General features: G+C 40.6%; 20 protein-coding genes. 9 read left to right on the forward strand and 11 right to left on the reverse strand.

The window, feature by feature from the left end; translation table 11 throughout:
- Nucleotides 1–32 precede the first annotated feature (32 nt).
- The gene (locus AWW73_RS13420) at nt 33–719 is read right to left on the reverse strand and encodes a putative quorum-sensing-regulated virulence factor (RefSeq protein ID WP_031948925.1); all 687 of its coding nucleotides are present in this window, start codon (nt 717–719) and stop codon (nt 33–35) included.
- A 249-nt stretch (nt 720–968) separates the two neighbouring features.
- On the opposite strand from AWW73_RS13420, the gene AWW73_RS13425 reads away from it, so the two are divergent.
- On the forward strand, nt 969–2,198 hold the full coding sequence (locus AWW73_RS13425) for an alpha/beta hydrolase (RefSeq protein ID WP_062849892.1): 1,230 nt from the start codon (nt 969–971) through the stop codon (nt 2,196–2,198).
- Between the two features lie 23 nt (nt 2,199–2,221).
- Here AWW73_RS13425 and AWW73_RS18745 read toward each other — a convergent pair whose 3' ends face one another.
- A complete protein-coding gene (locus AWW73_RS18745; RefSeq protein WP_081033751.1) occupies nt 2,222–2,383 on the reverse strand; it encodes a hypothetical protein in 162 nt (53 codons plus the stop codon).
- 60 nt (nt 2,384–2,443) lie between these two features.
- Between AWW73_RS18745 and glyA the strand changes: the two genes are divergently transcribed.
- On the forward strand, nt 2,444–3,697 hold the full coding sequence (gene glyA / locus AWW73_RS13430; protein ID WP_031948923.1) for a serine hydroxymethyltransferase: 1,254 nt from the start codon (nt 2,444–2,446) through the stop codon (nt 3,695–3,697).
- Between the two features lie 62 nt (nt 3,698–3,759).
- On the opposite strand, the gene AWW73_RS13435 is transcribed toward glyA, so the two are convergent.
- The 3 genes from AWW73_RS13435 to adeF are packed head-to-tail and all read right to left on the reverse strand — an operon-like array spanning nt 3,760 to nt 9,654.
- The gene (locus AWW73_RS13435) at nt 3,760–5,235 is read right to left on the reverse strand and encodes an efflux transporter outer membrane subunit (RefSeq protein ID WP_062849893.1); all 1,476 of its coding nucleotides are present in this window, start codon (nt 5,233–5,235) and stop codon (nt 3,760–3,762) included.
- Nucleotides 5,236–5,247: 12 nt separating this feature from the next.
- A complete protein-coding gene (gene adeG / locus AWW73_RS13440) occupies nt 5,248–8,427 on the reverse strand; it encodes a multidrug efflux RND transporter permease subunit AdeG (protein ID WP_057105888.1) in 3,180 nt (1,059 codons plus the stop codon).
- Nucleotides 8,428–8,433: 6 nt separating this feature from the next.
- Nucleotides 8,434–9,654 (reverse strand): multidrug efflux RND transporter periplasmic adaptor subunit AdeF, encoded by a 1,221-nt coding sequence (gene adeF / locus AWW73_RS13445; RefSeq protein ID WP_062849894.1) that lies wholly within the window; start codon nt 9,652–9,654, stop codon nt 8,434–8,436.
- Nucleotides 9,655–9,854: 200 nt separating this feature from the next.
- Here adeF and AWW73_RS13450 point away from each other — a divergent pair, with 200 nt between their 5' ends.
- The 5 genes from AWW73_RS13450 (at nt 9,855) to AWW73_RS13470 (ending at nt 14,120) form a co-directional block, all read left to right on the forward strand.
- Nucleotides 9,855–10,883, forward strand: a complete 1,029-nt coding sequence (locus tag AWW73_RS13450) for a LysR family transcriptional regulator (RefSeq protein WP_031948920.1) — start codon at nt 9,855–9,857, stop codon at nt 10,881–10,883.
- A 174-nt stretch (nt 10,884–11,057) separates the two neighbouring features.
- The gene (locus AWW73_RS13455) at nt 11,058–11,843 is read left to right on the forward strand and encodes an ABC transporter substrate-binding protein (protein ID WP_031948919.1); all 786 of its coding nucleotides are present in this window, start codon (nt 11,058–11,060) and stop codon (nt 11,841–11,843) included.
- 91 nt (nt 11,844–11,934) lie between these two features.
- Entirely contained in the window at nt 11,935–12,624 is a 690-nt protein-coding gene (locus AWW73_RS13460) for an ABC transporter permease (RefSeq protein WP_062849895.1), read from the forward strand.
- Complete coding sequence (locus AWW73_RS13465) at nt 12,621–13,334, forward strand: ABC transporter permease (protein ID WP_016145906.1); 714 nt, start codon at nt 12,621–12,623, stop codon at nt 13,332–13,334. Before AWW73_RS13460 ends, AWW73_RS13465 begins: the two co-directional genes overlap by 4 nt.
- Nucleotides 13,335–13,343: 9 nt before the next feature.
- Nucleotides 13,344–14,120, forward strand: a complete 777-nt coding sequence (locus AWW73_RS13470; protein ID WP_062849896.1) for an ABC transporter ATP-binding protein — start codon at nt 13,344–13,346, stop codon at nt 14,118–14,120.
- Between the two features lie 74 nt (nt 14,121–14,194).
- On the opposite strand, the gene abeS is transcribed toward AWW73_RS13470, so the two are convergent.
- From abeS to AWW73_RS13490, 4 genes are all read right to left on the reverse strand, one after another.
- Nucleotides 14,195–14,524: a multidrug efflux SMR transporter AbeS gene (gene abeS, locus AWW73_RS13475; RefSeq protein ID WP_004791191.1), complete on the reverse strand. Its 330-nt coding sequence runs from the start codon at nt 14,522–14,524 to the stop codon at nt 14,195–14,197.
- A gap of 245 nt (nt 14,525–14,769) precedes the next feature.
- The gene (locus AWW73_RS13480; protein ID WP_057105891.1) at nt 14,770–15,021 is read right to left on the reverse strand and encodes a YfhL family 4Fe-4S dicluster ferredoxin; all 252 of its coding nucleotides are present in this window, start codon (nt 15,019–15,021) and stop codon (nt 14,770–14,772) included.
- Between the two features lie 2 nt (nt 15,022–15,023).
- Complete coding sequence (gene trhP / locus AWW73_RS13485) at nt 15,024–16,394, reverse strand: prephenate-dependent tRNA uridine(34) hydroxylase TrhP (protein ID WP_062849897.1); 1,371 nt, start codon at nt 16,392–16,394, stop codon at nt 15,024–15,026.
- Between the two features lie 56 nt (nt 16,395–16,450).
- On the reverse strand, nt 16,451–17,917 hold the full coding sequence (locus tag AWW73_RS13490) for an aminotransferase-like domain-containing protein (RefSeq protein ID WP_079748453.1): 1,467 nt from the start codon (nt 17,915–17,917) through the stop codon (nt 16,451–16,453).
- Between the two features lie 229 nt (nt 17,918–18,146).
- Between AWW73_RS13490 and AWW73_RS13495 the strand changes: the two genes are divergently transcribed.
- Complete coding sequence (locus AWW73_RS13495) at nt 18,147–19,016, forward strand: PhzF family phenazine biosynthesis protein (RefSeq protein WP_062849898.1); 870 nt, start codon at nt 18,147–18,149, stop codon at nt 19,014–19,016.
- Between the two features lie 54 nt (nt 19,017–19,070).
- Here the strand turns inward: AWW73_RS13495 and AWW73_RS13500 are convergent, their stop codons facing one another.
- Nucleotides 19,071–19,850, reverse strand: coding sequence for a ferredoxin--NADP reductase (locus AWW73_RS13500; protein WP_016140480.1), 780 nt, complete (start codon nt 19,848–19,850; stop codon nt 19,071–19,073).
- A 101-nt stretch (nt 19,851–19,951) separates the two neighbouring features.
- Between AWW73_RS13500 and tsaA the strand changes: the two genes are divergently transcribed.
- Entirely contained in the window at nt 19,952–20,686 is a 735-nt protein-coding gene (gene tsaA, locus AWW73_RS13505) for a tRNA (N6-threonylcarbamoyladenosine(37)-N6)-methyltransferase TrmO (RefSeq protein WP_062849899.1), read from the forward strand.
- Between the two features lie 5 nt (nt 20,687–20,691).
- On the opposite strand, the gene AWW73_RS13510 is transcribed toward tsaA, so the two are convergent.
- Nucleotides 20,692–21,963: an MgtC/SapB family protein gene (locus tag AWW73_RS13510; protein WP_031948912.1), complete on the reverse strand. Its 1,272-nt coding sequence runs from the start codon at nt 21,961–21,963 to the stop codon at nt 20,692–20,694.
- Nucleotides 21,964–22,053 lie beyond the last annotated feature (90 nt).

Consider the following 22,053-nt stretch of genomic DNA (forward strand, 5'->3'; position numbering starts at 1 on the left):
GAAGAATTTATGAATATCATCTATTTAAGTCTTTAAAATGCGCCTTCTAACGCTTTACGTAAATAGACATCTAGTTCGTCTTGACGTAGAAGCCATTGAATATAGTCTTTAGGAAGTTCAGCAATTGCCGTGCCTTTGTGCTTTCCAAAGTTAATAGTTGTAGGGATACGTGCTTCTTCAGAAACTCGGTAAAGCTCTTCAATGTCTTGAATATTTAAATGATAGACAATATGCATCAAAATATTAGCAGTCAAAATAATATCCGCGTCGGCACGGTGTGCACCTTTGAGTAATTCTCTAGCTTTACCGCTGCCTTGAGAAATCATATAGATCAGTGCAGAAATATTATGTGCTTCTGCATCAGGCCAAGTTTTACGCGCTAAAGCTAGAGTACAAATCGGTTTGATATTCGATACATCCACACCACAACGCGCAATCGCGGCAATATCATAATCAATATTGTGACCAATAATATAAGTTGTAGTTTCTGGTAATTTAAAGGTTTTATAGTGGGGTTGGTTTTCTAAATCTGACTCTAATATATGGTGCACTGCCATAGCCGCGTAAGAGATAGGGGTTCCGACTTGATAAAGTTGATCAAACAATTTGCTTTTATCTAAGGTGAGTTTGCCTGCATTAATCTCAATCGGGGCATACGCAATTTCAATTGGCAAACCATTTAGTGTATGTGTTTCTGTATCTAAAATAATGGTTTGCATAACTGGCCCTTTAAACAATCACGAGTAATTGTGAATGTTAACAGTTGACTACCTACTTTAAAACATGAAGTGAAGCTATAAAGTAGCGAGAGCGTTAATTTATATTAAAAATAGAGTTTTCAGAGATTAATTTCATCCAATAGAACTTGCGGAAAATAAAGATTAGGCGTAAATATTTTTAAGACATTAGGAAATGTTGATTAAAAAACTAAAGCAAAACAAAAATGGAATTTAAGGGAAGATATACCAATGAAAATGAACCTATTAATGACGAGTGTTCTCAGTACGAGTTTATTTTTAGTCGCTTGTGGAGGAGGGAGTAGTGATGACAGTTCAGCCATTGTCGACCCATCAGGTACTCCAACCAATAATATTCAAAACCCGGTTGTTAAAGTTGAGGCTTACACAAGTACCAACTTGGGAAGTGTGGCAGCAGAAAGTAGTATTTTGACTTATAAAATGTTGGGTCAAAGTGGCCAAGAAGTACAGGCAACCAGTTTGGTATTTACGCCAAATACACCGCCACCAGCAGGCGGTTGGCCAATTGTAGTCTGGGCGCATGGCACTACTGGTGTGGCAGATGCTTGTGCACCAAGTAAAGCAGCTTTAGCAGATAGTACAAAAGATTTAATGAGTAAATTACTAGCAGCAGGTTATGTAGTTGTAGCACCTGACTATGAGGGTTTAGGTACATCAGGTATACATCCTTTTTTAAATGTTAAAAGTGAGGCTTTTTCAATTACAGATGCGGTGGTTGCAACACGCAATTATTTATTACAGCGTAACTTATTAACTTCGAAAAAATGGGTCACTGTAGGACATTCGCAAGGTGGGCATGCTGCATTGGGTGCTGCACAATATGCGAGTCGTGCACAGCTCGACTATAAAGGTACTATAGCCGTAGCACCTGCTTCTAATTTAGGTTTTATTTTAGTGGCGGGAGAGCAATCTGTTGCTAATGCAACTCTAGATAAGAAGATATCAATGTATGCTCAACTTGATACTTATACGGCTTTAGTTACTGCGGGTATTCGCAACACACAACCCACTTTTAATTACCCACAAGTCTTTACTTCGCGAATCTCTGGTATTGCAGCGCAAGCAGAAACAATTTGTTCCGGACCATTGGGCCAAGCTTTTGGCGCAGGTATGACTAAATATGCTACAGATCATAATGGAACATTGGACGGGTATACACGGACACAACCTAACTTTATGGCTGTGCCGATAGTTAAAACATTTTTAGATAAAGATTCGCAGCCGTTACAAGTAAAAGTCACGACACCAATTATTATTTATCAAGGTTTGGCAGATTCAATAGTTCCTAAAGTAGCAACGGATATCTTGATATCTAATGCCACTGTTGTAGGCACCAAAATTAATAGTTATGTAACGGGTAACTGGGACCATGGCACGGCAATGAGTAGTAATGTTGATAACATCGTTGGAAATGTTCAGACTTTACTGACATCTCAATAGACTTGTTGATATTTAAAGGCTTTTTAATATTGTTGTAAGCTAAAATGAACGAAGGAAAAATTTAAAATATAAGCTTTAAACGTGCTTTTTATTTGATTTATAAACAATGGCTCATTTTTTATAAAACTTGAGCCATTTTTATTTAAAACTGAGCTAACTTCATTCTGTTTAATTATAAAGTTCATGCTACAATATGCCGCAATCTTAGCACGGCTTAAAAGCCCTAATTTATAGGACCCCCGCTAATGTTTGCCAATATTTCCATTTCTGAATTTGATCCAGAATTAGCTCAAGCAATTGCTTCTGAAGGTGAGCGTCAAGAAGCACATATCGAGTTAATTGCATCTGAAAACTATTGCTCTCCTGCTGTGATGGAAGCGCAAGGATCAAAACTTACGAACAAATATGCAGAAGGTTATCCAGGTAAACGCTATTATGGCGGTTGCGAGTATGTGGATATCATCGAGCAAATGGCGATTGATCGTGCTAAAGAACTTTTTGGTGCAGATTACGCAAACGTTCAACCACATGCTGGTTCACAAGCTAACTCTGCTGTTTATTTAGCGCTTCTTAACCCGGGCGATACCGTTTTAGGTATGAGCTTGGCTCACGGTGGTCACTTGACTCACGGTGCAAAAGTAAGCTTCTCTGGTAAAACTTATAATGCGGTTCAATACGGTCTAAACGCTGAAACTGGCGAGATCGATTACGAAGAAGTTGAACGCTTAGCGTTAGAGCACAAGCCACGTATGATCGTTGCTGGTTTCTCTGCTTACAGCCGTGTTGTAGATTGGCAACGTTTCCGTGACATCGCGGACAAAGTTGGCGCTTACCTTTTTGTTGATATGGCTCACGTTGCAGGTCTTGTTGCTGCTGGTGTATATCCAAACCCAGTTCAAATTGCTGACGTAACGACAACTACGACTCACAAAACACTTCGTGGTCCACGTTCTGGTTTAATCCTTGCGAAAGCGAATGAAGAAATCGAGAAAAAACTTCAATCAGCTGTATTCCCTGGTAACCAAGGCGGTCCATTAATGCATGCGATTGCTGCTAAAGCAATCTGCTTCAAAGAAGCAATGTCTGATGAGTTCAAAGCTTACCAACAACAAGTTGTGAAAAATGCTCAAGCAATGGCTGAAGTATTAATTGCACGTGGTTATGATGTTGTTTCTGGTGGTACAGAAAACCACTTATTCTTGTTATCTTTAATCAAGCAAGATGTAACTGGTAAAGATGCAGATGCTTGGTTAGGTGCTGCTCACATTACTGTAAACAAAAACTCAGTTCCAAATGACCCACGTTCTCCATTTGTGACTTCTGGTATCCGTATTGGTACTCCGGCAGTAACAACTCGTGGTTTCGGTGAAGCTGAAGTTCGTGAACTTGCTGGTTGGATCGCTGACGTGATTGACAGCAAAGGTGACGAAAAAGTTATTGCTGACGTAAAAGCAAAAGTTGAAGCTGTTTGTGCAAAATTTCCTGTATATGCACAATAAGTTGTAGATATAAAAAAAGCGCCATATGGCGCTTTTTTTATATCAGGTTAATTATATGAAAATTAACTTTTAGATTTTACCGATGACTCGGCACCATGCCATCCACCACCTAATGCGCGGATTAAATCTACACTTGTCATCATTCTACTACCGTTAAGCTGTGCGGACAGTTGCTCTTGTTGCAATATAGTCCGATCCGAATCAATCACATCAAGATAGCTAATCGCACCTTCTTTATAGCGTAGATGAGAAAGCTGGTTTGCATGACGAGAAGAGGAGAGCGCTTGATTTTGAGCCTGAATTTGTTGATCAAGAATTCTTTGATCGGACAAACCATTTTCAACTTCGCGAAATGCATTCAGTACAGTTTGGCGATAATTCGCAACGCTTTCTTCATAGGCAGCTCGTGCTTGCGCAACGCCAGCCTTTCTTTGTCCGCCATCAAATAATGGCAAAGATAAAATAGTGCCTGCGACCGGACCAAGTAAAAATGTACGGCTCGACCATTTACCTAAATCACCTAAAGTTGATGATTCATAACCGAGTGCACCTGTTAGGTCCAGTTTAGGGAAGAAGGCAGCACGCACAATTCCAATACGCGCATTATCTGCTGCCATAGCACGTTCAGCCGCAGCAATGTCCGGTCGTCTTTCAAGTAAAGCCGACGGTAAACCCGCTGGGAGACGGAGGCTGTTTGCAGTTAAAGGCTGAACTGCCAAGCTAAAATCAGCAGGTGTTTTGCCCAATAATAGTGCAAGTGCGTGTTCAGCATTGGCTCTGTTACGAGCAATATTCAATGCGCTCGTTTGTGCTGTAGCAAGTTCGGTCTGGGCACGAGAAACATCTAATTCACTGACTAAACCATTTCGAAAACGTGTTTGAACGAGATCTCGTGTTTCACCAAGTAGCTTAATGGTGCGATTATAAATTGCTTGTTCAGCATCAAGCTGACGAATGAGAAAGTAACCTTGCGCAACATCTGCTTGTAAGGCTAAAAGTGCTGACTGATATAGGGCTTCTTGTTGCTGTACATCAGCTGTTGCTGCATTGACGCTACTGGCGATACGGCCAAATAAATCGAGCTCATATGAAACATTCGCTTGAGCACGCCATAAGGTTTGTGCAGATGTATGAGTATTTTCATCTAAACCGAGTGAAGCTGGAGATGGCTTTTGACGAGTTGGGCCAAAGCCAGCACCAATACTAGGCAAGCGTTCAGCTTGTGCTGCTGAACGTATTGCACGTGAAGCCTGAATATTAGCTGCTGCCGCTTTAAGACTCTGGTTTCCGGAAATGGCTTGTTGTTCGAGCTCATTCAATTGAGCATCATTAAAAACACGCCACCATTCACCTCGGGCCTGCTGATCAGCAGGTTGGGCAATTTTCCAATTATTGTCCTCAAGTTGAGGATCAGACTCTTTAAATTTGACTGGAACTATCACCTTTGCAGGTTGATATTCAGGAGCCAAAGAGCAGCCTGCAAGGAGCAGACTTCCCATGAGTGAGGACAATAATAAGCTTTGTTTTGCTGTAGCCATTAAATATCCTCCTTAATGATCATGTGGGGTAGATAAAGGTGCTTCATGAACGGCTGCCGAATGTAATTTATGTTTACTGTTCAGTGTACGAATCAGCACATAAAAGGCAGGAGTCAGGAATAAACCAAACAGTGTTACACCAATCATGCCGAAGAACACGGCAATACCCATGGCATGACGCATTTCAGAACCTGCACCTGTTGAGGTAACCAGTGGTACGACACCCATAATGAATGCAATAGAAGTCATTAAAATTGGGCGTAAACGTAAACGACTTGCTTCAACCGCCGCTTTAAAAGCAGTTGCACCTTGCATTTCGAGTTCCCGCGCAAATTCAACAATCAAAATGGCATTTTTACAGGCTAGTCCGACCAGTACCATCAGACCAATTTGAGTAAAGATGTTGTTATCTCCACCTGTCAGCCAAACACCCGTCAGAGCCGCCAAGATTCCCATTGGTACAATTAAAATTACAGCTAAAGGCAAAGTTAGACTTTCATATTGAGCGGCTAAAACTAAGAACACGAGCAATACACTAATTGGGAATACCCAGAGCCCTGCATTACCGGCCAAGATTTTTTGGTAAGTTAAATCTGTCCATTCAAACTTGATACCACGTGGTAGAGTTTGAGCTGCAATACGTTCAACCGCAGCTTCTGCTTGGCTAGATGAATAACCTGGTGCAGGGCCACCGTTAATATCGGCTGATGTGTAACCGTTGTAACGCACCACCATTTCTGGACCGTAAGTTTGAGTTACATTCACTAATGAAGATAACGGTACCATTTGTCCGGCACTATTACGGGTTTTAAGCTGCAAAATATCTTCAGGGTTAGCACGGAAAGGAGCATCGGCTTGAGCACGAACCTGATAAACACGTCCAAAGCGGTTAAAGTCGTTAACGTACTGAGAACCTAAATAAATCTGCATAGTGTTGAAAACATCTGTCACAGCAACACCTTGCTGTTTAGCTTTTACACGGTCTAGGTCCACGTTCAGTTGAGGTACGTTAATTTGATAACTTGAGAACATTGGACCAAGCTCAGGAGCTGATTGAGCTGCTTTCATAAAGTTTTGTGCAGCATCATTCAATGCTGAATAGCCTAAGGCACCTCGGTCTTCAAGTTGGAGTTTAAAGCCGCCCATCGTACCTAAGCCCATCACGGGTGGCGGTGGGAAAACTGCAATATAGGCATCTTGAATGGCTGAATATTTCTGATTGAGTGCACCTGCAATTGCATTGGCAGATAGGTCTTTCGCCTTGCGTTCATCGAATGGCTTTAAGGTTACAAAGACAATACCGGCGCTTGAGCTGTTGGTAAAACCGTTAATTGAGAGGCCAGGGAAGGCAACAGCACTTTCTACACCAGGTTGTTTAAGTGCAGTGTCACTCATTTTACGAATGACAGCTTCGGTACGATCTAATGAAGCGCCGTTTGGTAGTTGAGCAAAGCTAATCAAATATTGCTTGTCCTGTGCAGGAACGAAACCACCCGGAACAATATAAGAAATACCAACGGTTAAGCCTAAAAGTGCTGCATAGACACCCATTGCTGATGCTTTATGGGAAATAACACGACTCACACCTTTACCATAGTTATCTGACGCACGGGTAAATACACGGTTAAACAGAGCAAAGAAACGTCCGAATACACGGTTCATAATGCGTGTTAATGCATCAGGTTTAGCGTCATGTCCTTTAAGTAACATGGCTGCTAGAGCAGGGGATAGAGTAAGCGAGTTAAATGCCGAAATGACTGTTGAAATGGCAATGGTCATGGCAAATTGTTTATAAAATTGCCCTGTTAAGCCTGTCATAAAAGCAAGTGGAACGAACACGGCAACGAGTGTTAAAGCAATAGCAATAATCGGCCCGCTCACTTCTCGCATCGCGCGATAAGTTGCATCTCTTGGGCTTAAGCCTGCTTCAATATTCCTCTCGACATTTTCGACGACGACAATCGCGTCATCGACCACAATTCCGATGGCAAGTACCATCCCGAACAGTGATAGCGCATTGATTGAGTAACCAAAAGCAAGCATGAGTGCAAATGTACCAATAATTGAAACCGGTACGGCAAGCAATGGAATGATTGAGGCACGCCATGTTTGTAAGAATAAAATAACAACCACAACAACTAGTGCAATTGCTTCAAGTAAGGTATGAACAACCGCTTTAATACTGGCACGTACGAACTGAGTCGGGTCGTACACAATGTCATATTTAATTGAAGATGGAAAATCTTTTGAAAGCTCCTTCATCGTGCTACGCACTTGATCGGAAACTTGCAAAGCATTAGCACCCGGTGCTTGGAAAATTGGAATCGCGACTGCTTGTTTATTATCAAGCAATGAACGCAAACCATATTGTGAGGCTGCAAGTTCAACGCGTGCAACATCACCCAATCGGGTGACCGCGCCATCTGGTGCAGTTTTTAAAATAATATCGGCAAATTCTTGCTCGGTGGTTAAACGACCTTGAGCATTGACCGAAAGCTGTAAAGGTGAATTACTTGGTGATGCACCAATGGTACCCGCTGCTACCTGAATGTTTTGTTCACGGATTGCTGTCACAATTTCAGTTGCTGTAAGGTTACGCTGTGCCACTTTTTGTGGGTCGAGCCACACACGCATCGCGTAGTCACCAGAACCAAATAAACCAACTTCACCAACCCCTTGTAAACGTGCTAAACGGTCTTTCACGTTCAATACTGCATAGTTACGTAAGTAGGTCATGTCATAGCGACTATCTGGTGAGGTCAGATGCACAACCATGGTTAATGTTGGTGAGCTTTTTAATGTGGTGACACCTAAACGTTGCACATCTTCAGGCAAACGAGGTAAGGCCTGAGACACACGGTTTTGAACCAATTGTTGCGCTTTGTCTGGGTCAATGCCGAGCTTAAAGTTCACCGTAATGGTTAAGTTGCCGTCACTGTTTGCCTGAGATTGCATATACAGCATGTCTTCTACGCCGTTGATCGACTCTTCAAGCGGAGAAGCAACAGTTTCAGCAATTACTTTCGGGTTTGCACCCGGATATTGAGCGCGAACCACCACAGACGGAGGAACAACTTCCGGATATTCAGAAATCGGTAACTGGAATACTGAAAGCAGACCGGCGAGTAAAATCAGTACTGATAACACACCAGCAAAGATCGGCCGATCAATAAAAAATTTAGAGATATTCATATGTGATTAACCTTTTGCCGGAGTTGATGTTTTATCTGTTGGCTGAGGTTGAGGAGTAGTGCTATTAGCTGTGATTTGTGCATTCGGCATAGGAACGAGATGTGGTGTAACAGGGTCACCCGGACGAATCCGCTGTAAACCATTCACCACAATACGATCACCTGCTTGTAATCCGCTATTCACGATTTGCAAGCCATCTTGTTGTGCTCCGATTTTTACTTCACGGTAAGCCGTTTGGTTTTTAGCATCGACGACCACAACAAAGCGTTTATCTTGATCTACCCCGATCGCGGTTGGGCTAATCAGAATTGCTGAGCGAGGTTGACCACCGCCTAAACGAATTCGTGCATATAAGCCTGGTAATAAAACTCCGTTTGGATTATCAAACGTCGCGCGGACACGAATCGTACCTGAGGTTGCATCTAAGTTATTGTCGATTGAGTTAATAGTACCTTCACGAGTAAAGCCTGTTTCATTGGCAAGTCCCATATAAACAGGAACTTGTGCAGAATTACGCTGGTTACTGATGTATTTCAGGTAAGTTTGCTCATCAACATCGAAAGATGCATAGAGACGAGAGACAGATACTAAACTTGTTAAGACTTGTGCTCCGGTACCCGCAGAAACCACATTGCCGACGGTGACTTCTGCTCGTGAAATTCGGCCGCTGACTGGTGCAGTAATACGGGTGTATTCAAGATTTAAGCGGGCAGATTGAACGGCTGCTCTAGCAGCTTGCAGGTTAGCACTGGCTGAACGCGCATCATTTTCAGCTAAATCTAGCTCTTGACGTGATACAGCATTACTTTGGATTAAACGTTGAATACGAGAAAGATTAGAACTCGTATAAGTCACTTGTGCCTCAGCCGAAGCGAGTTGTGCTTGGGTACGATTGAGTTCTGCTTCGAAAGGGCGCGGGTCAATAGTAAAAAGTAAGTCGCCTTTTCTAACCAGACTTCCATCTTTGAAGTGAACGGCAATGAGTTTACCGGAAACTTGAGGACGAATATCGACTTGATCAATTGCTTCTAAACGACCGGAGTATTCTTGCCAATCGGTAATGGTTTTGCTAATGACATTCGAGATATCAACAGTTGCAGCTTGTTGGGCAGTGGTCGGTGCAGCTTTTGCATCGGCATTTTCGTGTAAAAACATAAAGCTGCCTCCTGTTGCCAAAATGGCGACAAAGATGGCAGACAGTGTGAACTGTTTGCGAGAAAATGACATGAGGTGCTCCTAGTTATTTGGATACCTGTTTTCAGACTTTTAGTTTTGGTCCGTATGGGAGAAACAGGGTTTATGGGATGGACGGAGCATAAAAGTTTGTCAATCACGAATAAATATATTAAATTTGATAACACTATTCGTATTTTTATAACAATTGATGTGTTTGATTAAAAAATGCATTGATTGATAGGAGTGTGCGTGTGGATCTATTTCATGCCATGAGAGTATTTAATAAAGTTGTCGAAACAAATAGTTTCAGTTTAGCAGCTGATAGTTTGGGTTTACCGCGTGCTTCTGTTACCACAACCATTCAAGGTTTAGAGAAACATTTACAAGTTAGGTTGCTTAACCGAACGACTCGTAAACTTAGTTTGACACCAGATGGCGCTGTTTATTATGAACGTTCTTCGCGAATTTTAGCTGATGTTGAAGATGTAGAGTCTACTTTTCATGATTCAGAACGTGGACCAAGAGGCCGACTGCGTATTGATGTTAAAGCTTCGATTGGGCGCATGATCTTAATTCCAATGCTCTGTGATTTCCATACACGTTATCCAGATATTGATTTGGTGATTGGAATGAGTGATCGCCCAGTCGATTTGGTACAAGATGCGGTGGACTGTGTCATCCGTATTGGCCAGTTGAAAGATTCAAGTTTGGTTGCACGTCGTATTGGAACAATTCAGTGTGTGACGGTTGCCGCACCACGTTATTTAGCAGAGCATGGCGAACCCAAAATTATTGATGACCTAAAAAAACATCAGGTTGTGCATTACTTTAACAGTCGTACCGGACGTAATATCGACTGGGATTTTATGGTGGATGGTGAGATTCATAGCGTCGGTGTGAAAGGACGCGTTTCTGTCAATGATGGTGATTCATATGTGGGTCTTGCAGTTCAAGGTTTTGGTTTAATTCAGTGTCCACGTTTCATGGTTGCCGACCATCTGGAGTCGGGAGCTTTGAAAGAGGTTCTTACAGAGTGGCGTCCAGCACCAATGCCAATTTCTGTTGTTTATTTACAGAATCGACATTTGTCACCCAAAGTTCGTGTGTTTGTAGATTGGGTAGCTGAATTATTTGCGGGTTGCCATCTATTAAGTGGTTGTTCAATGTCATTGGATCAAAAATGTGAATTTGCCAGTGCAAAAGAGCATAACCACGAATATACCATTCGGACATTGGTCGAAAATGAGAATATGGCAGAAGCCTATGCACTCAAAAATTAGCTTCATATTTTGAGTGATTTTTCAATAATTAATCAGTTAATACAATCCACTGTTTAGTCATCTTCATAAATCCTTAATTTATGGTATAGAAATTGCAATTATTTCGGCAGAAGAGTAATTTAGAAATACTCAAATTTTTATCACCTTATTTGGATTTTAAGGAGAAGCTTCAAGATGGCAAGCTTTATGAAAAAAATGTTCGTTTCAACAACCTTAGTTTTGGCTGCTGTTGCAACGAATGTACAAGCAAAGGATTGGAAGGTGATTCGTTTTGGGACTGAGTCCTCTTATGCGCCATTTGAATATAAAACACCGGATGGTAAGTTAACTGGTTTTGATGTTGATTTAGGTAATGCAATTTGCGCAAAACTCAAAGCTAAATGTGTTTGGGTTGAGAACTCTTTTGACGGGATGATTCCGGCACTTAAAGCGAAAAAGTTTGATGGCATTCTTTCATCAATGACGGTCACTGATGAACGTGCAAAACAAATTGCTTTTACTAGCAAAATCTACAATACGCCAACACGTATGGTTGCAAAAAAAGGTTCGCCGTTATTGCCTACCGCTGCCTCATTGAAAGGTAAACGTGTCGGTGTACAACAGGGCACAATTCAAGAAACTTATGCTAAAACCTATTGGGCACCAAAAGGCGTAACGGTTGTACCTTATCCAGTCCAAGATTTGATTTATCAAGACATGATGTCAGGACGTTTGGATGCAACTTTACAAGATGCAATTATGGTTGATGGTGCTTTCTTAAAACAACCAAAAGGCAAAAACTTCGCTTTTGCTGGTGGCAATGTGGTTGATGCAAAAACGCTGGGTGTAGGCGCAGCGATTGGTTTACGCAAAGAAGATGCAGATTTGAAAGCCAATATTAATAAAGCACTCGCTGCAATCATTGCAGACGGTACATACAAGAAACTCGAGAAAAAATATTTCTCCTTTAGCATTTACTAATGATGTGAAAAATGTCGGCTTTAAGCCGACATTTTTAGATCTATTCTCATCTCATCAATATTAGATATTGTTTTTAAGGAGAAGATGAGTCATGTTTTTATCTGGCTATGGGCCACTCCTTCTCAGCGGGACATGGATGACCCTACAGCTCGCGCTGTTGTCACTTTTCCTTTCTGTGATTATTGGCTTAATTGGTGCGAGCTCAAAACTCTCTAATATTAAAATTTTACGTTATATAGCGACGGCTTACACCACGCTCATTCGTAGTGTGCCTGACTTGGTCATTATGCTGTTGTTATTTTATAGCTTGCAGTTGGGTCTCAACCAGATTACTGAAGCACTGCAAATGGACCAAATTGATATCAACCCATTTGTGGCGGGTGTGATTACTTTAGCGTTCATTTATGGTGCATATTTTACCGAGACCTTTCGTGGTGCATTTCAATCGGTTCCAAAAGGCCAAATTGAAGCAGCAATGGCTTATGGTATGACCCCTTGGCAGGTTTTTCACCGTGTATTATTCCCTCAAATGATGCGTTTTGCTTTACCTGGCATTGGTAATAACTGGCAAGTTTTGATTAAGGCAACTGCACTAGTTTCAATTATTGGCCTGACTGATATTGTAAAAATTACACAAGATGCGGGTAGAAGTACCATGCAACTGTTCTTTTTCAGCATCGTGGCTGCTGCGATCTATTTGGCAATTACCACCGTGTCGAACCTGATTTTAATGTGGCTTGAACGTCGTTATTCTGCTGGTGTGAGGAAGGGACAATTATGATTGAAATCCTTCAACAATATTGGCAGGCTTACCTTTGGACAGATGGTTTTCAAATGACTGGCGTAGCGATGACGACGTGGTTATTGGTACTTTCTATTGCTATTGGTTTTGTGCTTGCTGTGCCTTTATCACTTGCACGAGTATCAGAGAATCTTTGGTTACGTGGTCCAGTTTGGTTATTTACCTATGTTTTTCGTGGTACTCCACTTTACATTCAATTGCTGATTATTTACTCAGGTATTTACAGCTTTGATTATGTTCATGAACATCAGACGCTTGATGCATTTTTTCGAGAGGGCTTAAATTGCACCATTTTGGCATTCGCGCTCAATACTAGTGCATATACCACTGAAATCTTCGCTGGGGCGATCCGTTCTATTCCACATGGCGAGATAGAGGCTGCACAAGCTTTCGGTATGTCGAAATGGAAACGCTATACTCGTATTATCATTCCATCGATGTTGCGCCGTGCTTTACCATTTTACGGCAATGAAGTCATTTTAATGTTGCATGCGACAACCATTGCATTTACAGCCACTGTTCCTGACATTTTAAAAATTGCGCGTGATGTGAATGCAGCAACCTATGAAACCTTCAATGCTTTTGGAATTGCCGCGGTGTTATATGCAGTATTAGCATTTATTTTAATTTGGATATTTCGCCAGCTTGAAAAACGTTGGTTGGCATTTTTAAAACCATCGAATCATTAGGAGACATAAATGGAACACGTTGCAAAACTAGTGATTCGCGATTTACATAAAACATTTGGCGATCATGAAGTACTTAAAGGAATATCACTTGATGCAAATGCTGGTGATGTCATTAGTATCATCGGTTCATCTGGTTCAGGTAAAAGTACCTTGCTGCGTTGTATTAACTTTTTGGAACAACCAAGTAATGGCACCATTAAACTCAATGGTGAAAAACTGTGCACTGTCTTTGATAAAAAAGGCAATTTAAAAGTCGTTGAACCAACGCAACTACAAAAAATGCGTACCCAGCTCATGATGGTGTTTCAGCATTTTAATTTGTGGTCACACATGACAGTGCTGGAAAATGTCATTGAAGGGCCGATTCACGTACTTGGGGTAAAACGTGCTGAAGCTGAAGAGCGTGCACGGAAATATCTACGCAAAGTTGGATTACCTGAAAGCGTTGAAAGTAAATATCCGGCATTTTTATCGGGTGGTCAGCAGCAACGCGTAGCAATTGCCCGTGCTTTGGCTATGGAGCCGGAAGTGATGTTGTTTGACGAACCCACTAGCGCGCTTGACCCTGAGTTGGTGGGTGAAGTACTAAAGGTAATGCAAGGCTTGGCTGAAGAAGGGCGTACTATGATTGTGGTGACACATGAGATGGGCTTTGCACGTCATGTGTCTAATCAAGTGATTTTTTTGCATCAAGGGAAAATTGAAGAGCAAGGTCATCCTGATGAAGTACTCAATAACCCGAAAAGTGAGCGTTTAAAGCAATTTTTAACAGGCAGTTTAAAATAAGCCGTTGATACCGAGTAAGGTGAAATTTTTTATAAAAAGATTTTCATCGTACTCGGTTTCTTTTTGGTTATATTTTATAGATGGGTATTTTTAGAAAACACATTAATAATCACAATACCCGCGATCATTAAAGTAAGACCAATGCACGCTGCTAAGTCTAAATGCTGTTTGTAAAATATCCAGCCAATTGCAGAAATTAAAATAATACCCGCGCCCGACCAAATGGCGTATGCAATCCCGATTGGAATTGTTTTTAGCGTCAGGGACAATAAATAAAAAGCAATTGCATAGCCCACAACTGTAATGATGGACGGAATAGGAACAGTGAAACCTTGAGATGCTTTTAAAGCTGAAGTTGCAATGACTTCACAAGCAATCGCAATTGCTAAATAAAGATAAGACATGGAAGTTACGCCAGAAAGGGTTTTAATCAATCTATATGAAATGTTGAAATGGTTTAGCAGTTTTAACGATTGTGCAATTTTTTGGGTACAAAATTACCAGTAAATCAAACTAAATTGATCATTTGATTTTATCATTAGCTAGGTAGTTTCAGCTATTTATTCGTTTATTTTATTACTGATCAATATTGTTATAAAGAGGATCAGTGACTTTAGCTTGATCCTCTATAGACCTTTTAAGAATTATATTAGCTGAGCAAATTTAATCCCTTAAATTTCTCTAATAGTTGTTCTTTGTCTTCAATATGCGCAGGGTCTGGTTTAATGCAATCGATAGGGCAAACAGCTTTACAAGTTGGCACATCATAAAAGCCTACACACTCGGTACAACGAAGTGGATCAATCTCATAAACTTTGCTTCCTTCAAAAATAGCGATATTGGGGCATTCTGGTAAGCACATATCACAATTGATACAGTCATTTGTAATCAAAAGGGCCATTTTTAAATCGCTGAATAAGCTAGTGTTGAAGCAGTAATACTTTCTTTCGCATGCGGTAAATTGCGTACGAGTAGGGCATAACTGATATCAATATCTTGCGGAAGCGGAATTTCAACAAAATGCCCCGAACCTTTAGCATCTGTAATCGGGTTACCTTTTAAATCGCGCATTTCGGTTAAAGTAAAAGTGATATTGCCTTGAGGCGTCATCAGCTCAAGTGAGTCGCCAACTACAAAACGGTTTTTAACCTCAATGCGAATATAATTGCCGTGGCGTTCTAAAATCTCTCCACAAAATTGTTGATAGTCGAAATGCGATGAGCCATCGGCATAGTTTTGATATTCACTATGCACATGACGTCTTAAAAAGCCTTCGGTATAACCACGGTTTGCTAAACCTTCAAGTTGGGTCAATAAACTTGAGTCAAATGGTTTACCTGCTAAAGCATCATCAATAGCTTTTCGATAAATTTGGGCGGTACGGGCACAATAAAAATAGGATTTAGTACGGCCTTCAATTTTCAGAGAGGCGATGCCCATTTTTATTAAACGATCTACATGTTGGACAGCACGTAAATCTTTGGAGTTCATAAAATAGGTGCCGTGTTCATCTTCTTCGGCAGCAAACATTTCTTCCTCATTGCGTTGTACAAGCAAAGTTTGAGCTGAAGTTGGTTCTGATTGTGTAGATGAACAGCAAGACTTTTCTGTTGTATTCAGCTGAGTAACTGGAATCAAATCGCCGTTTGCATCTTCTTGGGCTTCATGCAACTTATAGTCCCAACGGCAAGCATTGGTACAAGCACCTTGATTGGCATCTCGCTTGTTCATATATCCAGAAAGTAAACAGCGGCCTGAGTAGGCCATGCATAGAGCGCCATGTACAAAAACTTCGAGTTCAATATCTGGTACGTGTTGTTGGATTTCTTCTATCTCTTCTAAAGACAACTCACGCGATAAAATCACACGGCTTAGACCGTAATCTTTCCAAAATTTAACAGTTGCCCAGTTAATTGCGTTGGCTTGAACCGATAGATGAATTTGTACATCAGGAAAATGCTCTCTCACCATCATAATTAAGCCCGGATCAGACATAATCAGAGCGTCCGGTTGCATCGCTACAATCGGTTCAAGATCACGAATAAAGTTTTTTAATTTGCTGTTATGTGGCTGAATATTCACCACAACATAAAACTTTTTACCCAAAGTATGAGCTTCATCAATCCCAATTTTTAAGTTGTCATGATCAAAAGCATTATTACGAACACGTAAGCTATAACGTGGTTGGCCGGCATATACAGCATCTGCACCATAGGCAAAAGCGTAGCGCATGTTTTTAAGTGAACCTGCGGGAGAGAGAAGCTCAGTTTTCATAAAATAAAAGGCATAAAAAATATATGGTTTTATTTTATTAACTCCGTATTTGGGATTCAACCTACTGAATTAGTAGGGATTTGATCATTATCCTTTTGTACGGGCAGCATATTTTTTGCTAACTCTCCTAAACGCATCAAAGCATTTAACATTTTGGGGTTTAACTCAAAACAAGCTGCTATACGTAAACAATGACTAAAACGTTTATCAGCTGAACACAAAATTCCCGGCATACATAAGATTTTTTCATCCATTGCCTGATGAAACAGTTCTAGCGTATCGATAGATTCGGGCAGCTCTAACCATAAAATAAATCCCGCTTGCGGACGACTCACTCGGGTACCGATTGGGAAAAAGCGACAAATATAAGACTTAATGGTGTCAATTTGTTGTTGATAGCGTTTTTTGAGTTGACGTAAATGCAGGTCATATCCGCCATTCTCTAAGAAAAGTCCTAAAGTTTCTGTGAGTAAAGCTGGTTCAGCAACAGTGGTTGTAAATTTAAGCTGCTGCACAATATTACGGAAGCGCCCAGCTTCTAACCAACCAATTCGATAGTCGGGTGCTACAGTTTTAGTATAGCTACCACATACGAGTACCCATCCATTTTGATCAAACGCTTTAATGTTGGGTAAGAGCGGTTCAGTCAGTTGCAATTCGGCATACATCGCATCTTCAATGACAGGAACTTGGAACTGATTAGCTAACTCTGCCAAGCGACGACGGTTACTTTCAGGCATGCTAAAACCGAGAGGATTGTGTCCTGTTGGAATGGTTAATATGGCTTGTACACTTTTAGATTTTAAGAGTTCTTCAAGTGCATCTAGACACATCCCTGTATGCGGCGAAGTAGGCACTTCTACAATTTTTCGACCTAAATTATGAAGAAGCGGGTACAGGTTGTGAAAGGTAGGAATTTCAAGCGCTATGCTGTCACCCGCTTGAGTTGTTGCCATAATCGCGAGACTTAAAGCCTCCATCGTGCCATGAGTGAGCACAATATCATCTGCTGAAAGAAACATACCAAGCTGTAAGCTTCGCCTGGCAATTTGAGTACGTAAACGTATAGAACCGGGCGGCAAGGTATAGCTTTTAAAAATATCTGATTGAGAGCGCAGCACCTGAGCAGTTAAGCGTTTTAAGCGTTCAACTGGATAGAAATTTTCACCAGAAGGGCAAGCCAAAGCTAAATTGACATAGTCGGGATCCATCTGCTTTTTTACAATTTGTGCGAGAAAACAACTAATTCCTGAAAGGGATACTTTTTCTTCACTGATATAACGCTCCTCAAGATCTGGCAAGTTTGATGGTGCATGGCAAACATAGTAGCCAGACTGTGGGCGAACTGAAATTAAACCTTGATCTTCAAGCTTCCGATAAGCTTCTTTTACGGTGTTAATACTGACTTGATAATGTTGGGCACAATCTCGAATGGAGGGTAAGCGAGAACCAATAGGTTGCCTGCCATTTTGAATTTGCAGGGTGAGGTCATCACTTACTTTTTTATATTTGTACATATCAATTCATTAAAAAGCCAAAGCAATGGATACACTTTATCGCGATCTCTTATTTATCTCAAATATTGTTATTCGTTTAGATTAATCTATTTAATTGGGATCTTGTTTTAAGAACTGTGTCTATTATTTTTCATATTAACTGATACTGTGACCATAAAAAATAAGTCAGTAAGATCAATAAATGGTAAGGATTTAAAGCCATATTTTTTAATATCAAAATCAGTAGGAGTGGTCTATGTCTGTTGTTGCATTTAAACAAGTTGATGTTTTTACTTCACAAGCATTTAAAGGAAATCCTGTTGCGGTCATTATGGACGCTATTACCTTAACGTCTGAGCAGATGCAAGCCATTGCGAATTGGACCAATCTTTCTGAAACCACATTTGTGCTACCTGCGACTGATTCACAAGCTGACTATCAGGTTCGAATTTTTACTCCACAAAGTGAGTTACCATTTGCTGGACACCCGACAATTGGTACTGCCTATGCTTTGCTTGAGGCAGGCCTCGTGACACCTAAAGGCGGTAAACTGGTCCAGCAATGCGGTGCTGGTTTGGTCACGCTGACTGTGAGTGAATCAAGTCATATTTCATTTGAACTACCTAAGCCTAAAATTACTCCACTAGATGCAATGCACACTGAAAAATTAGCAGAAATTTTAAAATGTGAAATTAATACTCAATGGAACGCTGCATTGGTGGATGTAGGGGCGCGCTGGATTGTATTGCAAGCTGTTAATGCTGGCGCTGTTCTAGATAGCCAACCAGACTTTGCCGCTTTAAAAGAACATGATTTAGAAATGAAAGTTACCGGTGCGACAGTTTTTGGTTTTCATGAAAATAATGATGAACAAAAACACATAGAAGTTCGTTCATTTGCACCTTCATGTGGTGTAAACGAAGATCCTGTTTGTGGTAGTGGCAATGGTAGCGTAGCTTCATTTATTCGTTACTATGGAATTCTGCCTGCACAAAATGATGTCGTACTTTCTTCACAAGGTAGGGCAGTAGGTCGAGACGGACAGCTTCAACTTGAATTATATCAAGATAAAATTTTAGTGGGCGGAACTGCTGTTACCTGTATCGATGGCACAATTAAGTTGTAAAAACAGAAACAAAAAACCGAGGACTGTGCCTCGGTTTTTTATATTTAGAAAAAATTATTTTTCTACAAACGCACGTTCAATGACGTAGTCGCCCATTTCACCCATACGAGGTGATTCAACTAAACCGTGTTGGTCAAGTAATGCAGCCACGTCTTTTAAGAATGCAGGGCTACCGCAAAGCATTGCACGGTCAGTTTCACGGTTGAAGCGTGGTAAACCGATTTTTTCAAATAAAGCGCCAGTTTCAATTGCAGTTGTTACACGGCCTTGAGTGTGGAAAGGCTCACGAGTTACTGTAGGGTAGTAAACAAGTTTGTCTTTAATGCCTAACTCTTCAAAGAATTCATGGTTTGGCAATTCATTCAAGATAAGGTCTTGATAAGCTAATTCAGAAATATAGCGTGTACCATGAACAACGATTACTTTTTCAAAGCGTTCGTATGTTTCTGGGTCACGAATAATTGATAAGAATGGTGCAAGACCAGTACCAGAAGATAAAAGGTATAAGTTTTTACCTGGTAAAAGATCATCATGAACCAAAGTACCTGTTGGTTTTCTAGAAACTAAAATTTCATCGCCAACCTGTACTTTTTGCAAAATCGAAGTTAAAGGACCGTCTTGTACTTTAATTGAGAAGAACTCTAATTCTTCTTCGTAGTTTGCACTTGCAATCGAATACGCACGCATTAACGGTTTGCCATTCACTTCAAGTCCGATCATTACGAACTGACCATTTTTAAAACGTAAGCTGGTGTCGCGTGTAGTTTTAAAACTGAAAAGAGTGTCATTCCAGTGGTGAACATGAGTAATGCGTTCAACGTTAAAAGCAGCCATTAAAGGTCTCGATCACGATTAAAAGAAAACAGATTGCTATTCTAATCTAATTTCATTCCCGATAAACTGAATATATTTAATTGTGTTTATAAGAAAAAGTGATGATCAATTCTGTCACCTTCCCCATCATTGGCCATATGTGTTCTCCCTATCGTGAAAAATTTGGTATTCCACGCCAGCCTAATTTGGTCAATATCGAGTCTTATATTGATATGGTAGAACCATATAATGACTTGTTAGCATTTGAGGGAATTGAGCAGTTCAGTCATCTCTGGCTAGTTTGGCAGTTTCATGACAACAAAAATCAGGGTAGTGCAGATAAGTTCCGTCCACAAGTTCGTCCGCCACGTTTAGGTGGTAATGAAAAAATTGGCGTATTTGCTACACGTAGCATGTATCGACCTTCTCCAATAGGTCTTTCAGTCGTAAAACTTCATAAAGTGGAAAAGGTGGGGAAGTCCGTCCGTGTCTATGTCACAGGAAGTGATTTATTAAATGGCACTCCAATTTTAGATATTAAACCCTACATTCAATATTCTGATGCAATTACGGAGGCTCAAAGTGGTTATGCACATGCAGAACCTGAACGAAAGGCAGTCATTTGGAATGAAACTGCTTTAACAGCGCAAAAATATTTTCTGCAAAATAAAGAAATAGATTCACAGTACATTGATGAGCTTGAGCAAGTATTAGCTTTAGACCCTCGACCTGCCTATCAAGAAGACCCTGAAAGAATCTATAAAATGAAATTTTCAAACTTTGATATTCATTTTAGGGTTGATCAGTTTGTAGTTACCATCATTGATGTGGTGAAGACTTCTTTGGTTGCCGAATAGATATTTTAAAACCAGTGGATGTTGAGCCAAAGTAAACTAATAAAAATAGCCATATGAATGAGTTGGGCGGGAACAAAAGCAACAGCATAGCGTAGCCCGCCAGAAATTGCAGAATTCACACTTTTGGCAAGTGCATGAACTGCAAAGCCTCCTAAAAAGGCAATGAGTAAAGGTGTCATATGTGCGCTATCAGGTTCACCTTGCACAATAACTGCTGCAATTGCTGCATGTATTTCAAACAAAGAGGCGAGTAAGGTCCCCGCGATTAATCCAGCATCGCCTAAAGATAGACTTAAACCATAAACACCTGCCTGAATAAGGGTAAGTGTACCTGCAATAATAATGGCTTCTTTTAAGCTGAACATTCTTGAGTCAAGCTCGGGCGAAGCCGTACTAGGTTCTGCTTTACGCAATAAAATAAAGGCCCATACTGATAAAACTGCTAATGCAATAAGTGTCGGAAAGATAATTAGCTTAAACCAAGCAAAGCTAATACCAATCACAATAATTAAGGTTTGAATCAGTGTGGAGACGCATGACATTAACGCAGCACCTGCATTTGTCGTTGCATTGGCTTTGCCAGAGCGTACTTCTAAACCTAAACTGGCAATCGTCGCTGTACTAGAAACAAATCCTGAAGCTAGAGAAGAAAGTAATAGGGCATTTTTAGAGGACAAAAGTCGCTTCGCAATATGGGCGAGGGCTTGTACAAATAAGATTAAAGTCAGTAGTTTTAAAATCACATGCGGATTTAAAACAGGGCCCCAAAAGGGTTTGTTAGGCACTAAAGGCAGAGCAATTAAAAGTAAGGCAAGTAGAAAAATACCATCACGCAATTCCGATTCGGTAATCCATTGACTAGCAATGCCATGCATAGACTGTTTTGCAAATAAAATAATGGTCATGATCACTGCTAGGCCAGCAGCGAGCGAAATATTCCAAATACAAAGTGCCCCAATGAAATAAGTCATAATAAAGGCAAGTTCGGTGGTCACACCTGGGTCATTGGGCTGATTTTTGAGGGAAACAATACTAATAGCGCCAATAATTAAAGCACCGACAATTCCAATTTCAATACCGAATAAAAAACAGATTGCTCCTAATAACGCACTAATCGCAAAAGATCGAAAACCGGCAAAAGTTTTATATTCATGCTTAAGCTTACTGCGTTCTCGTTCTAAACCAATTAATAAGCCACAACCGAGCGCCGCAGCAATCACTGTAATGAATTCTTCAAAGGATGCTGTTTGTAATGACATTGTCATTGGAAGTTCCATATTACTTCCTCTTTGGCTTATTGTTATATGTAGATTTGAATCATTCTAAAAGCATGTGTTCATGTTCAGTTTATGCTTTTTATTACAGTG

This window comes from Acinetobacter lactucae, from assembly GCF_001605885.1.
Classification (GTDB): domain Bacteria; phylum Pseudomonadota; class Gammaproteobacteria; order Pseudomonadales; family Moraxellaceae; genus Acinetobacter; species Acinetobacter lactucae.